Raw genomic sequence first — 13,680 nt, 5'->3', positions numbered from 1 at the left:
TTTCCTGAGCGGTCGCGCACTTTAGCGCGACTGGTACTGGCTAGCCAATGCGCGGGCTTGTATAAACGGCGCATTCCTGACGACTGCAGAAGGGGGACTGTCATGGAAGAAGTGATCGAGCAACTGCGTGAACTCAACGAACCGGTACCGGTGCCGCTGGAACTGCCGGACGACGATCGTCTGGTGGAGGTCGAGGAAGAGTTGCTGATCAACCTGCCGTTCGGCCTGCGCGAGTTCCTGTTGACCGTCAGCGACGTCGTCTATGGCAGGCTCGAACCCGTGACCGCCGTCGATCCGCAGTCGCATACCTACCTGCCTGAAGTCGCCGCCAATGCCTGGGATGCAGGGGTCGCTCGGGACCTGCTGCCGATCTGCCAGGACGGGCCCGACTACTATGTAGTCGATCTTGAAGGCGAAGTCATGCTGTTCGATGGCGACGAGCATGAACTCACCGACGAGAGCTGGGAGAGCGTATGGCATTGGGCGCGCGACGTCTGGTTGGAAAGTTGAGCGTGCCGCGGTCGCCTGGGCCAGCGGCGTTGCGCCAGAGCAGGGCGCACGGCGCATGCTGACGCTCGGTAACCTGTTCATTTTCCTGCTAATGGTGGGGGTCGCCGCCTGGTTTTGGCATTCGCATGGCATCCGCGAGCGGGCACTGGCGGCGGTGCGGCGCCACTGCGCGAAGATGGACGTCGAACTGCTCGACGGCAATGTCGCTTTTCGTCGCCTCGGACTGATCCGCGACGCTCGCGGGCAGCGCCGATTCGCGCGAATCTATGGCTTCGAGTTCACGGTCACGGGCGAGCAGCGGCATCAGGGCACCGTCGTAATGTTCGGCGCTCGCCCTGGACCTATCGAGATGGACGCGCATCCTTTTCACGCGCCGCCTGATGCCGGCCGTGTCATCCAGATGGACGACTGGCGTCGTCGCAACGAGTGAGCCTGCGCTAGAGGCGGCAGGCGTCCATCAGCTCCTTCAGCCGCGCTTCGTCCTGGGGCTCGGCAAAGATCAGTTCAAGCCTTGAATCGTTTCGCCACTCGCTCGGCATGAACGCGAGTGGCTCGCGATTCAGCGCATTGGCCGAATACCAGCCGTCTGGCCCGCGCAGCACCAGCTTGGCTCGACGCCAGTCAAGCCCTGCGAGCCAATGCACGATGCGCTTCAGGTCGAATCGCTGGCTGGGATGCCAGCGCCAGCCGATGCTCCAGCCGTCCGGGTTCCCCTGGCTCTGGCAGAACGGCCGGCGCGGGTCCAGCCAAACGTCACCGGCCGTCCCGGCAGTGGCGCCAGGAAGTGGCTGGACGCGGTCGGTGGCTTCGGCGCGTGTGTCGATGCCCGGCAGGACGGCGATGGGCAGCTCGCCCTGGCACGTCCAGCGCATCGGCAGCGGAGGCAAACGCATGATGACGCGTTGGCGGTCTGCCTGATCGAGCGCCTCGCTTTTGTTCAACACAATCAAGCCGCTGTGCGGTAGCGCCTGTTGCTGGGCGGGCGGCAGTGCCTGACCGCTCGCGAGAAGTCCTGCATCGAGCACGGCGACGCTCGGCTGTAACGCGAGGACACCGTGCCACGGTGGCGCGCCCAGTTGTGCGACAAGCTCGACGGGATGGCCGAGCCCTGAAGGTTCGATGAGCAACCGGTCGGGCTTCGCCTTGCGCAAAAGGCGGCTCAAGCCAATCTGGAACGGCACGCCATTGACGCAACACAGGCAGCCGCCGGCCACCTCGGCCAGGCTGATGCCCGCGTCGTTGCCGGTCAGCAGGGCGGCGTCGAGGCCGATCTGGCCGAACTCGTTGACCAGTACAGCCCAGCGTTCGTCTGCTGGTTTCTGTGCCAGCAGCGAACGGAGCAGGCTGGTCTTGCCGGCGCCGAGCGGCCCGTGGATGACGTGTGTGGGTATCTGGGTGAGCATGCGGCCATGGTGCTCATTCGGAGGGCGGGTTGGAAGCGATTTCAGCGCCTGCATGATAGAGTCGCGCGGAAAAACTGGGGTGCCATTCGATGCGTTCAATCTGCTTTGCGCTGCTGTCGCTGGGCCTTCTCGGTCAGGCCTGGGCCGAGGGTTGCGTTATCCATAGCCAGGATGAGCGGATCGAGGTCCGGCTCTGCCAGCAGAACCGCACGATCCCGTCGGGCTTGTTCCGGGCCGGCTTCTGCCAGCCGCAGCTGAAGGATCAACAGGTAGAGGTCACATTCGTCGAGCACTGTCCCGGCGGCGCCTTCGGCATCTGCCGTAACGCCCAGGTGTCCAACATGCCCTACCGGCAAGACATCCATTATTACGGCGTGGCCAGCGATGCGCGCTTTCTCGAGCCGGCCTGTGAGCAGAACAGCGGTGGCGAATGGGCGACGGAGTAGCGGGGCGCTATCGTGGCGCTCGACGTTCCACGTGAAACCCCGTCACGGCTGCCTCGGTTTCAGCGCTCCGCAATCCTCGCCCAGCCATTTTCCGCGTGACTGCATGCGGCTGCTGCCCTGCTGGTTGCCGACCCGGTAATCGCTCTCGATCACGCTGGTCACCTCACGCTCGCTGATCAGCCGGGTCTCGCCCTGGCCCTTGGCGTCGGGGCATTGGAAACTGAAGGACCAGTGAGTCTCGGTCTGCTGATCGAGCGTCTGGCTGCAGCCGGGTTCGTCCTGGAACGGCAATTGACGCGATTTCACCTGCGCCTCGCTCAAGCACATGCGCACGCCGCCGGCCCCCAGCTCGACGCCCTGGGAGGCTAGCGTCTGCTCCACCATGCGCCGTTGCTCCGCTGGCAGCCCTTTCATCTGCTCGACCATCTCCGCCATCCCGGGCATCTGCATGCCATCCACTTCGATGTTGTCGCTGGAGAACTCCCACAGCCCGGGTAGCATCTCCAGCGCCTGGGCAGGAATGGCGGTGAGCAGCAGCGCGGCAGCCCAAAGCGAAACGGTGTATTTCATAGCGGGACTCCAGGTCGATGTCATCAAAGCCTAGTCCAGCCAGAAAAATCCGAAAGCATGCCGGCCGATCGGCAGTCATCGCCATAGCGCTAAGTGGATGAGAAGCGTTAGCATTAGCGTCTCGTAGGGTGAGGGCAACGACCATGGCGACCGAGGGTATGGTCCGGCAACAATGGGTGCATCGGCTGTATGTCGATCACCAGGGCTGGTTGAACGGCTGGTTGCGCCGGCAGCTTGGCTGCAGCCATAAGGCCGCTGATCTGGCGCAGGACACCTTTGTGCGGCTGCTGGCCAAGGACACCCAACTCGACGCTATCCGAGAGCCGCGCGCCTATCTGCACACGATTGCCAGGGGGCTCTTGATCAATCACTGGCGGCGCAAGCAGATCGAGCAAGCCTATCTCGATTCTCTCGCCCAGCAGCCGGAGGCGGTCACGCCTTCGCCAGAATCCCAGGCATTGATCGTCGAAACGCTGATGCAGGTCGACGCGATGCTGGCGCGGCTGCCGCATAGGGTACGTCGGGCGTTCCTGCTGTCACAGTTGAGTGGAATGACCTATGCGGCGATTGCCGCTGAGCTTGAGGTCACCGAGCGCATGGTCAAGAAGTACATGGCGCAGGCCATGCTGCATTGCCTGACGCTGGCCGAGGACGAATGATGGGCCTCGACTATCAGGTACTGCAGGCTGCGGCCCAGTGGTTCGCGGTGCTGCAGTCGGATTCGGTCAACGAAGCCGACCGCGAGGCCTGGCGTGCCTGGCTGGCGGTCCCTGAGCATGCTCAGGCCTGGCGGCGCGTGGAGCGAATCAGTGGACGCCTCGGACCGTTGACCGGCGACCCGTTCAGTCCGGCTGCGACAGCCTTGTTGCGCCCCAGGCCGTCAAGCCGCCGGCACGCCTTGAAAACGCTGTCGATCCTGTGCGGCGGCGGTGCCCTGGCACTCGCCGCGGGTGCGATGCCCTGGCGCAGCTGGGCCGCGGACGAGCGCACGGCGGTCGGTGAAGTTCGCCACTGGCGCCTCGATGATGGCTCGCAGTTGTGGCTGAACACCGACAGCGCGGTGGACATCGGATTCGAAGCGCGAACCCGCACGCTTTCGCTGTATCGCGGTGAACTGCTGATGCAGGCGGTGGCCGAACCTCGCCCGCTGCGCTTGCATACGGGCGAGGGCCGCCTGCGGGCGAACGACCCCGCCCGATTTTCCGTGCTGCAAGGCGATGGTCGTATCCAGCTCAGCGTGTTCGATGGCGCAGTGGACATCCAGCTCGCCGACCGATCCCGCTGGCATACCGTCACGGGCGGCCGACAGGTCAGCTTCGACCGCCATCGGCTCGAGCCCGAGCGCGCCGCCCAGCCAGGTCGTCAGTCATGGGCAGGCGGGGTGCTGCTGGCCGACAACATGCGGCTGGACGCGTTCGTCACCGAACTGGCGCGCTATCGCCAGGGTTATCTGGGTTGCGACCCCCGCGTGGCCGGCCTGAGGGTGGTCGGTGCCTATCCGTTGGCCGACACCGAGCGGGTGCTCCAGGTACTGGCCGACACACTGGCGCTTCGTATCAATCGACGCCTGCCCTGGTGGGTGAGCCTCGAACCCTCGGAGCCGAACGCCGCCTGATTTAATACGAATGTAAAAAATTCTCGGTTGCAGTTCCCTTTTTCTGATGTCGCGGGGCATAACGGAAACGATCCACGATTTTGCCTCTGCAAAAAGGATGATCCATGCGCCCCATCGTTCTCCCGTTCCGCCGCCCCAGTACACTCGCCCAGGCCGTTCGTGCCGCGCTGCTCTGCCTGCCGCTGGCTGCGCTTGCAACCGCGCCGATGGCCATGGCGCAGTCCGCCAGCCAGCAATCGGTGCGGGGCTACGATATCCCGGCTGGCCCGCTGTCCAGCACGCTCAGCCGTTTTGCCGGCGAGGCCGGGGTGATGCTGTCGGTCGACGCGCGCCTGATCGAAGGGCAGCGGTCCGGCGGCCTGCAGGGCCAGTACGGCGTCGAGGACGGCTTCGATGCTTTGCTCCAGGGCAGCGGGCTGCAGGCGGTGCGCGACGAGCGCGGCACCTACTCGCTGGCACCGCGCTCGGAGCAGGCGCGCACGGTCGAGCTGAAGCCCATGGTGGTGGAAGGCTTCGCCCTGGGTAACGCCCTCGGTGAGATGGAGGGATACAACGCGACCCATAGCAGCGTGGCAACGAAGACCAGCATGCCGCTCGTGGAGACCTCGCAGACGGTTTCGGTGGTAACCCGCCAGCAGATCGAAGACCAGGGCTCACGTTCGATCGCCCAGGCGGTTCGCTATACGCCCGGCCTGATGAGCTCGCCCTACGGGGCGACGACCCGCTATGACTATGTCGCCATGCGTGGCATCACCGATGGTTCGGTGGACAACCTCTATCTGGATGGCCAGAAGCTGCTGGGCGATAGCGGTACCTACAGCAGCCTGCAGGTCGACCCTTACTTCGTCGAGCGCATCGACATTCTGAAGGGGCCATCATCGGTGCTTTACGGGCGCAGCCTGCCGGGCGGGCTGGTGGCGATGACGACCAAGAAGCCGCAGCACGAGACCCGGCGGCAATTGCAGTTTTCCTACGGCAGCAATGACTACAAGCAGGCCGCGTTCGATTTCACCGGGCCGCTTGATGACGAGCGGATCGCCTATCGCCTCGCAGGGGTGGCCAAGGATGCCGGTAACCAGGTCGATGGCATCGAGGAACAACGCTACGCGGTCATGCCCTCGGTGAGCGTCGACTTCACCGAAGACACCCGGCTGACCCTGCTGGCGATGTTGCAAAAGGATCCGGAAAGCGGATACCACGGCGGCTTGCCGGCCGATGGCACGGTGACGTCGCACAACGGCCAGCGTATTTCGCGCAGCTTTTTCGAAGGCGATGAAGACTATGAGAAGTTCGAGCGCGACCAGCAGATGGTCGGCTACCAGCTCGAGCACCGTTTCAACGACATCCTGTCGGCACGGCAGAATTTCCAATACCTCGACTCCACGGTGAAGTCGGGGCAGGTCTACCAGTACGGCTACGCGACTCCGGACGAACTGCTGCGCTACTACACCGGTGCGGACGAGGCGCTGCACGCCTGGACGATCGACAACCAACTGCAGTTTCTCTTCGACACCGGCGCCATGAGCCACACCGTGGTTACCGGCCTCGACTATCAGCGCCGCAAGACCAAGGTCGACTACGACGCCGGTTATGGCCTGTCCGCAATCAACCCCTATACCGGGGCCGTCGGTGCCGGCAGCCCGGTGTTCTACCATCAGTACGACGAGACACGCGAGCTGGAACAGACCGGTCTCTATGTTCAGGATCTGATCAGCCTGGGCAACTGGCGCTTCTCGCTGGGGATGCGGCAGGACTGGGTGGATGTCTCGTTCGACCATACGGCCGATGCCAGCTACGGTGACCAGAGCGATAGCGCCAAGCTTGAGCAGTTCACTGGCCGGGTCGGCGTGCTTTACGCGTTCGACAATGGTCTGTCGCCGTATGTCAGCTATTCGGAATCCTTCAATCCGAACGCAACGGCCGCCTACAATGAGGTTGCGCCCGGGGTCTACGACATCGCCCTGCTGGACCCCACCGAAGGCGAGCAGTATGAGGTGGGCCTGAAGTATCAGCCGCTCGGTACCGATGACCTCTACACCCTTTCCTACTTCGACCTGAAGCAGTCCAACCTGGCGAACAAGGACTCGAACGAGAACTTCTACCGGGCCGTGGGCGAACTCACCTCCAAAGGGGTAGAGGCAGAAGCCCGCCTGCGTCCGATCGAGCAGGTCAACGTCATCGCCAGCTACACGTACATGGATGTCGAGTACTCCAAGGATTTCACCGGCGCCGCAGGCGTCAACAACCGCGGCAACACACCCAACGCCGTAGCGCGGAACATGGCGTCGCTGTGGGCCGACTACACCTTCGATCTGGGCCCGCTGGCCGGCCTGCAGGTGGGCGGCGGTGCGCGCTACTTCGGCAAGAGCTGGGCCGATGCTGAAAATACGCTGCGTATCCCGTCCTACACGCTGTATGACGCGATGCTCGGCTACGACCTGTCGCGCGTGGGCTTGCAGGGGGTGGGCGTGCGCCTGAATCTCAACAACCTCACCGATGAAACCTACGTGGCCGCGTGCAACAGCCTGAACCAGTGCTACTACGGCGAGGAGCGCAATGTCATGGCCACCGTGACCTACGACTTCTGATCCGTAACGCCGCCGCCGGTCTCGACGGGCCGGCGGTTTTTTGCTTTCTGAAAAACGGAACCCCGACGATGCGCTCCACCCTCGTTCTCGTGCACCGCTACATCGGCCTGGCGACCGCGCTGTTCCTGTTTCTCGCAGGCATTACCGGCAGTATCCTGGCCTTCCACCATGAACTGGACGAGTGGTTGAACCCTGCGTTCTACCACACCACCAGCGAAGGCCCGGTGCTGGCGCCGGGTACGCTGGTCGAGCGCGTCGAACAGGCCAATCCGCGGATGCAGGTCTGGTACATGGAGTTCCCGGACGAGCCGGGACATGCGGCGCTGATGGCCCTGGTGCCGCGCAACGATCCGGCCACCGGCAAGCCGTTCGAGGAGAAGCCGGTCGTGCATTATCTCGACGCGGTGACCGGCGAACGGGTCGGTACGCGCTACTGGGGCGAGTGCTGCTTTTCACGCCAGAACTTCGTGCCGTTCATGCTGGAATTTCATTACAACCTGACGTTGCCGGGGAACTGGGGCCTCTGGTTGATGGGCATCGTCGCGATTTTCTGGACGCTCGACTGCTTCGTCTCGCTGGTGCTCACCTTTCCGCGGGGAAGGCCGTTTTTCGGCAAATGGTGGACGGCCTGGAAGATCAAGCGTCAGCGCCTCAACCACGATGTGCATCGCGCCGGCGGGCTCTGGTTGTGGTTGCTGCTCACGCCCGTGGCGATCAGCAGTATTGCGATGAACCTGCCCGAACAGGTATTCAAACCGGTGGTGTCGCTGTTCTCGCCGGTCGCCCCGAGCGTCTACGAGGCGCGTGGCAAGTTGCCCAGCGAGGCACTCGGCGTAACCCAGTACGACTTCCATCGGGCCTACGACTTCGCCATGCAGCACGCCGCAACGCTGGGTCTGAGCGAGCCTATCGGCGAGCTGTATTACAGCTTCGAATACAACTTCTACGGGGCCGGTTTCGGTGATCACGACAGCGATCAGGGTAATGCCTGGCTGTTCTTTCATGGCAGTGACGGTAATCGCCTGCTGGGGCAGGAGATACCCGGGCAGGGCACCCTGGGCGAGCAGTTCCACATGTTGCAGCCGGCGATCCATGGCGGGCGAATACTTGGCCTGCCGGGACGCATCCTGATTGCACTGCTGGGGGTCGCGATTGCCGTGCTGTCGATCACCGGCGTGGTGATCTGGTGGCGCAAGCTGCGCGCGCGCAGAGCGGCGATCGTACGGCGAGGCGCGTTACTGGAAACGAGCTGATGTAGCCTGAGGATGAGGCGGCCGGAGAACCGGCCGTCGCTCAGCTAGAGCCGTGCGCTGGCGAGGCGCAACTCCAGAGGTCCAGCGCAGGCTGCTCCGCTTTTGGCGGACCGAGCCATTCGCTCAGCGCATGGCAGCGCTGGTCATAGCACAGTTGGTAATCCCCTGCTTCGGGGGTTCGCCCCACACGCAGCGGTTGCAACGGCGGAAGCTGGCGCTGGTAGTGCCAGGTGCCGTCACGCAGTTCGGCGCCTTCGGGAATCTCCATCCCGGCACCCGAACCCTTGACCCGTGCTTCGCCGAGCAGCAGCCCGCTCGGCGTCACGCGGTAATCTTCTTCCCAGCGAATCTTCTCGATGGTGTGGGTCCAGGCCAGGGTGAAATCGGCGGTGGGTACTTGCGCCCACACCACCCCGGCCAGTCCCAGGCACAGTCCGATCACGCCAGCGCCGGACCGGCACGACGGGCCCGCACGATGTGCTGTGCCAGCAGCAGGATACCGATGGCAAAGCCGATCTCATCGGTGATCGGCATGGCCAGAATCAGCGTTGCGCCGGCGGCGAAGCCCAGCAACCGTTCCCACCAGGCCAATGGCCGCTGCAGGTAGCCGATCGAGGCGATGCCCCAGAGACCGATGGCGAATGAGGCCTTGACCAGCATATAGGCCGTCATCCAGAGGCTGTCGCCCTGCAGCATCAGCGCCGGGTTGTACACCGCCATGAACGGCACCACGAATCCCGCCACCGCGATCCGTACCGCCCACATGCTGATCTTCAGCCCGCGCTCCTTGGCAATCGGCGCGGCAGCGAAGCAGGCCAGTGCCACCGGTGGCGTGAGGTCCGCGAGGATGCCGAAGTAGAAGACGAACATGTGTGAAACGATCAGCGGCACGCCAAGGTCGAGCAACGCCGGCGCGGCGATCGAACTGGTGATGATGTAGTTGGGGATCGTCGGGATGCCCATGCCGAGCACCAGGCAGGTCAGCATCGTCAGCACCAGCGAAAGGAACAGGTTGTTCTCACCGACGGCCAGGATGTAGCCCGCGAATGTGGAGGCCACGCCGGTCAGCGAAACCACACCGATGATCACGCCGACCAGGGCGCAGGCGATACCCACCGGTACCGCGTGCCGGGCGCCTTCGACCAGTGCATGCATGCAGATCACCAGCGTGTCGCGGCCGCCCTTGATGAACCAGCAGACCGCAACGAGTACGCCGATGACCCCGAAGATGACGCCGATTCCCAGCTGGAAGAATGCCGCGCAGAGCAGTCCCAGCGCGATCCAGAAGGCGATCCGCAAGCCGAACGAAGACACCTTCAGAATGATTGCCGAGCCGAGGATCACAATGGCGGTCAGCGACAGGCCGATGATTCCGGCGAACATCGGCGTACGCCCGGAGAACAGCAGCCAGACCAGCACCAGCAGCGGAATCAGCAGGAACCAGCGCTCTTTCACCGCGGCCCAGGCGCTCGGGCACTGGTCCTTCGGCAAGCCTTTGAGGTTGGCGCGCTTGGCTTCCAGGTGAACCATCCAGAACGTCGAGCCGAAATACAGCAGTGCTGGAATCAGCGCGGCCTTGGCCACTTCGACGAAGGGCACGTTGATCGTCTCGGCCATGATGAAGGCAACCGCGCCCATCACTGGCGGCATCATCTGGCTGCCCATGCTCGACGTCGCCTCGACCCCACCGGCAAAGGCGGCGCGGTAACCGAAGCGTTTCATCAGCGGGATGGTGAACTGGCCGGTGGTGACGACGTTGGCGACGCCCGAGCCGGTGATGGTGCCCATCAAGGCTGACGACACCACCGAAACTTTCGCCGGACCGCCGAGCTTGTGGCCGAACAGGCCCATGGCGAAATCGGTGAAGAGCTTGATCATGCCGGCCTGTTCGAGGAAGGCCCCGAACAGGATGAACAGGAAGATGTAGGTGGCTGACACGTAGGTCGGCGTGCCGTACAGGCCCTCGGTGCCGAAGGCGAGTTGGTTGACCAGCTGGTCCAGGCCGTAGCCGCGATGCGCCAGGTCTCCCGGCAGGTATTCGCCGAGCAGGCCGTAGGCGAGGAACAGTCCGCAGATGATCGGCAACGCAATGCCCATCACCCGCCGCGCCGCCTCGAAGACCAGGGCGATGAGAATCACCCCGACGGCGAAGTCGAGCGTGGTCAGATCGCCGGAACGCTGGATCAGATCGCCCTCGAAGTACCACTGGTAGAACGCCGTTCCCATCCCGACCAGCGCCAGCAGCCACGCCAGCGGCTGCCAGGGCCGCCCAGTGCCTCTGGCCGGGAAGTTCAGGAAGACCAGCATCAGCAGGAAGCCGACGTGTCCGGCGCGCAGGACCTGGCTCGATACCGGGTGGAACGCCGCCATGATGATCTGATAGGTGGAAAACAGCAGGGCAACGTAGAACAGTGCCTTTGGCCAATCGGCTGCACTGCCTGCCAGGCCTTGTTCTTGTTGTAATTCGCTCATGAAATGCCTCGAGCTGATAAAGCGTGGTCGCGTAGAGCTGCTAACAAAACCTGCCGTGGACGCACGCTGGTTTTACTAGCATCTCTGCAAAGGTCGGTTCGGGAATCGGTCGCGAATGCCCAGGCACCCGCGAACCGGGATTGGAGCGGCGCTCGCCGCTCCAGGCGCACTCAGAGTGCGCCGACTTCCTTGTAGTAACGCTCGGCACCCGGATGCAGCGGGATCGGCAGGGCCTTGGTGGCGTTTTCCAGCTTGATGTCCTTGGCAGCCGAATGAGCCTTGCCCAGTTGGTCGAGGTTGTCGAACAACAGCTTGGTCATCTGGTACGCGACGTCGTCGGATACGCCTTCATGGGTCACCAGAATATTGGTGATGGCAACGGTCGGCACGTCGGCTTCCTGGCCGTCGTAGGTACCGGCCGGGATTTTCGCGGCCTGGTAGGCGGCATTGTTGATCTTGGTGACGACGTCTTCAGGAATCTCGACGTAGTTCAGCGGCATGGTCGAAGACAGGTCGCGAATCGCCGCCATGCCCAGGCCGGCCGATTGCAGGGTGGCGTCGAGCTGACGGTTCTTGATCAGTTCGACAGACTCGGCGAAGGGCAGGTATTCGATTTTGCCCATGTCCTCGTAGCTCAGGCCGGCGGCCTTGAGAATGGCGCGGGCATTGAGTTCGGTACCCGACTTCGGCGCGCCGACGGACAACGATTTGCCTTTCAGGTCGGCCAGTGTCTTGATACCGGATTCCTTGCTGGCGACGATCTGGATGTAGTTCGGATAGCTGCCGCCGATGGCGCGCAGTTTCTTCAACGGAGCCTTGAAGCCAGCGTCTTCCACGCCATTCCAGCCATCGGCAACCGAATCGCCGAGCGCGAAGCCCAGCTCGCCGCGACCGGCTTGCAGCAGGTTGAGGTTTTCGACCGAGGCCTTGGTTGCCTGGACGGAGGTTTTCGAACCCTCGATGCCCTTGCTGTAAAGCTGGGAGATGCCCACACCGATCGGGTAGTACACGCCGCTGGTGCCGCCAGTCAGGATATTGATGAAGGTCGGCGCGGCGACCGCGGCTGTGCTGGCGGTGAAGACCGCTGCGGCAGCGAGCAGGCTGATGTGTTTGGTCAGTCTCATTGTGTTTCTCCGTTTCGTTGTTATTGGTTTTCGCAGCACTGACGATAGACGATCAGCCGCAGCCATAGCGCTGCAGGCGAACAAGAAAAGACGGAGACACACAAATAGGCTTTCGCTGGGAAAGCGGGGTGCGCTGTGCGGCTTTTCTTGTCTTTGATCGCATCGGGCCCGACAGGTGTAGCACGAGCCGTGCCATCGGCCCCAGGGGCTCTGGGATGGGGCTCCGATTTCGGTGAAAGGGCCGGGCAGGCAAAAATCTGCCTATCTACTCTGAGCGATAAGCGGATTTCCGCCTACCTTGGCCGTTTGGTGAAGCCTGCGAAACCCGAAGCGCGCCGTGGCGTCGCATGAGTGAGTCCGCTCAACGAGGTCCATCATGGCAAAGGAAATCAGCGCAAAGGCGCTCGGCATCGACATCGAGCAGGGCGAAGGCGAGCTGTTCAAGTGGTTCATCGCCAGCTTCCTGTTCGGCAAACGCATCCAGCAGGGCATCGCCGCCGAGGCCTATCGGGTGATCGTGATCAAGCATCGACGCGACACGCCGCGCAAACTCTGCAGCTGCAGCCGGCAGCAACTGGTGAGCATGCTTGGAGAGGCGCGTTACGTGCGCTATGACGAGTCGACGGCGGAGCGCTTGCTGAAGTTGTGCGACAAGCTTGACCGCGATTACGGCGGTAAGCTCGGCACGCTCCATGAGCAGAGCAAAAGCCGCGAGGAGCTGGAGAAGCGTCTGGCCGAATTCGAAGGGGTTGGGCCGAAAACCATAGAAATATTCATGCGCGAGGCGCGCAAGCTGTGGGGCTGAGCGCGCAGGCAGACGCTTGCACCAACGACCGATCCGGTTAAAGTGGCGCCAGACCCTCACTGAAAACCCCATCATGCGCGCCATCTTCCTCGCATTCGCCCTGTCCCTGCCGTTGGCGGCCGTCGCAGTTCCGGCACCCTATTACCAGTGGCAAAGCAAGGCGGACGGCACCATTATCTGCCGACAGACCTCGCCCGGGCACGGTTGGGAGTTGCTCAGCGGCCAGCCGTTTCGCGATCTCAACTGCACGCAACCGGCTGGCCGTGTGGGCGGCCCCAGCGCGGTTCCGGGATTTCGCTCGCAGCCGGGGCGCTGACCGGGGCTCGGTTCGGTACTGCACCTTTTACTTGCCAGCGACTCGGCCTCAGGGTCATTCACGGCTCAACCAACGAAAGTCCCATGGTCGATCTATCCGCCTACCTCGGCCTGTTCATCGCAGCCTTTGCCGCCGCCACGCTGATTCCCGCACAGTCCGAGACGGTGCTCGTCGGGCTGCTGCTCGGCAGCGACTTCTCGCCATCGACATTGGTGTGGGTGGCCACCTGTGGCAACGTGCTGGGCTCGCTGGTCAACTGGCTGCTGGGTCGCTCCATCGAACGGCTGCGCCACAAGCGTTGGTTCCCGGTCAGCCCACGGCAGTTGGAAAAGGCCCAGCGCAGCTATCACCGCTATGGCCGCTGGTCGTTGCTGTTGAGCTGGGTGCCGATCATCGGAGACCCGCTGACGGTGGTTGCTGGAACCCTGCGTGAACCGCTCTGGAGTTTCCTGCTGCTGGTGACACTGGCCAAGGGTGGGCGCTACCTGCTCCTGGCGGCTGTCACCCTCGGTTGGTTCTAAGGCCCGTTGGGGCACAACCGTTAACCTGAGCGTAACGATGCGTATCCCCGCTTGATT

Annotated in this window: 15 protein-coding genes; 10 read left to right on the top strand and 5 right to left on the bottom strand. The window is 63.3% G+C overall.

Going from position 1 to position 13,680, the window contains the following annotated elements; genetic code table 11:
- The first annotated feature begins 102 nt into the window (after nt 1-102).
- Together GQA94_RS03115 and GQA94_RS03110 are read left to right on the top strand one after the other, a co-directional pair.
- On the top strand, nt 103-510 hold the full coding sequence (locus GQA94_RS03115; protein ID WP_158186699.1) for an SMI1/KNR4 family protein: 408 nt from the start codon (nt 103-105) through the stop codon (nt 508-510).
- 55 nt (nt 511-565) lie between these two features.
- Nucleotides 566-940 (top strand): DUF3301 domain-containing protein, encoded by a 375-nt coding sequence (locus tag GQA94_RS03110; RefSeq protein ID WP_158186698.1) that lies wholly within the window; start codon nt 566-568, stop codon nt 938-940.
- Between the two features lie 7 nt (nt 941-947).
- Here the strand turns inward: GQA94_RS03110 and GQA94_RS03105 are convergent, their stop codons facing one another.
- Nucleotides 948-1,913, bottom strand: a complete 966-nt coding sequence (locus tag GQA94_RS03105; RefSeq protein ID WP_158186697.1) for a CobW family GTP-binding protein — start codon at nt 1,911-1,913, stop codon at nt 948-950.
- An 89-nt stretch (nt 1,914-2,002) separates the two neighbouring features.
- On the opposite strand from GQA94_RS03105, the gene GQA94_RS03100 reads away from it, so the two are divergent.
- Nucleotides 2,003-2,359, top strand: coding sequence for an NADH:ubiquinone oxidoreductase (locus tag GQA94_RS03100; protein WP_158186696.1), 357 nt, complete (start codon nt 2,003-2,005; stop codon nt 2,357-2,359).
- 42 nt (nt 2,360-2,401) lie between these two features.
- Here the strand turns inward: GQA94_RS03100 and GQA94_RS03095 are convergent, their stop codons facing one another.
- Nucleotides 2,402-2,929 carry a DUF3617 domain-containing protein gene (locus GQA94_RS03095; protein ID WP_158186695.1) on the bottom strand — a complete coding sequence of 176 codons (528 nt, stop codon included), beginning with the start codon at nt 2,927-2,929 and terminating at the stop codon, nt 2,402-2,404.
- 143 nt (nt 2,930-3,072) lie between these two features.
- Here GQA94_RS03095 and GQA94_RS03090 point away from each other — a divergent pair, with 143 nt between their 5' ends.
- The 4 genes from GQA94_RS03090 to GQA94_RS03075 all read left to right on the top strand — a co-directional run bounded on the left by GQA94_RS03090 (nt 3,073) and on the right by GQA94_RS03075 (nt 8,385).
- Nucleotides 3,073-3,588 (top strand): sigma-70 family RNA polymerase sigma factor, encoded by a 516-nt coding sequence (locus GQA94_RS03090; RefSeq protein ID WP_158186694.1) that lies wholly within the window; start codon nt 3,073-3,075, stop codon nt 3,586-3,588.
- On the top strand, nt 3,588-4,544 hold the full coding sequence (locus tag GQA94_RS03085) for a FecR domain-containing protein (protein ID WP_158190010.1): 957 nt from the start codon (nt 3,588-3,590) through the stop codon (nt 4,542-4,544). The genes GQA94_RS03090 and GQA94_RS03085 overlap by 1 nt, the downstream gene beginning before the upstream one ends.
- Nucleotides 4,545-4,648: 104 nt before the next feature.
- Nucleotides 4,649-7,132 carry a TonB-dependent siderophore receptor gene (locus GQA94_RS03080; RefSeq protein ID WP_158186693.1) on the top strand — a complete coding sequence of 828 codons (2,484 nt, stop codon included), beginning with the start codon at nt 4,649-4,651 and terminating at the stop codon, nt 7,130-7,132.
- A gap of 68 nt (nt 7,133-7,200) precedes the next feature.
- Nucleotides 7,201-8,385 carry a PepSY-associated TM helix domain-containing protein gene (locus GQA94_RS03075; protein ID WP_158186692.1) on the top strand — a complete coding sequence of 395 codons (1,185 nt, stop codon included), beginning with the start codon at nt 7,201-7,203 and terminating at the stop codon, nt 8,383-8,385.
- Between the two features lie 40 nt (nt 8,386-8,425).
- On the opposite strand, the gene GQA94_RS03070 is transcribed toward GQA94_RS03075, so the two are convergent.
- The 3 genes from GQA94_RS03070 to GQA94_RS03060 form a co-directional block, all read right to left on the bottom strand.
- Complete coding sequence (locus GQA94_RS03070; RefSeq protein WP_158186691.1) at nt 8,426-8,827, bottom strand: DUF1850 domain-containing protein; 402 nt, start codon at nt 8,825-8,827, stop codon at nt 8,426-8,428.
- A complete protein-coding gene (locus GQA94_RS03065; protein ID WP_158186690.1) occupies nt 8,824-10,857 on the bottom strand; it encodes a TRAP transporter permease in 2,034 nt (677 codons plus the stop codon). The genes GQA94_RS03070 and GQA94_RS03065 overlap by 4 nt, the downstream gene beginning before the upstream one ends.
- 170 nt (nt 10,858-11,027) lie before the next feature.
- Nucleotides 11,028-11,981: a TAXI family TRAP transporter solute-binding subunit gene (locus GQA94_RS03060; RefSeq protein WP_158186689.1), complete on the bottom strand. Its 954-nt coding sequence runs from the start codon at nt 11,979-11,981 to the stop codon at nt 11,028-11,030.
- Nucleotides 11,982-12,357: 376 nt separating this feature from the next.
- Between GQA94_RS03060 and GQA94_RS03055 the strand changes: the two genes are divergently transcribed.
- The 3 genes from GQA94_RS03055 to GQA94_RS03045 all read left to right on the top strand — a co-directional run bounded on the left by GQA94_RS03055 (nt 12,358) and on the right by GQA94_RS03045 (nt 13,623).
- Nucleotides 12,358-12,786: a DNA methylase gene (locus tag GQA94_RS03055; RefSeq protein ID WP_158186688.1), complete on the top strand. Its 429-nt coding sequence runs from the start codon at nt 12,358-12,360 to the stop codon at nt 12,784-12,786.
- Nucleotides 12,787-12,859: 73 nt separating this feature from the next.
- A complete protein-coding gene (locus tag GQA94_RS03050; RefSeq protein ID WP_158186687.1) occupies nt 12,860-13,102 on the top strand; it encodes a hypothetical protein in 243 nt (80 codons plus the stop codon).
- 83 nt (nt 13,103-13,185) lie between these two features.
- Nucleotides 13,186-13,623 carry a YqaA family protein gene (locus GQA94_RS03045; RefSeq protein ID WP_158186686.1) on the top strand — a complete coding sequence of 146 codons (438 nt, stop codon included), beginning with the start codon at nt 13,186-13,188 and terminating at the stop codon, nt 13,621-13,623.
- Nucleotides 13,624-13,680 lie beyond the last annotated feature (57 nt).

Source organism: Stutzerimonas stutzeri (assembly GCF_009789555.1).
Taxonomy (GTDB): domain Bacteria; phylum Pseudomonadota; class Gammaproteobacteria; order Pseudomonadales; family Pseudomonadaceae; genus Stutzerimonas; species Stutzerimonas stutzeri_R.
Note: the sequence above shows the minus strand (reverse complement) of the source record. Positions and strands in the feature narration are given on the sequence as shown.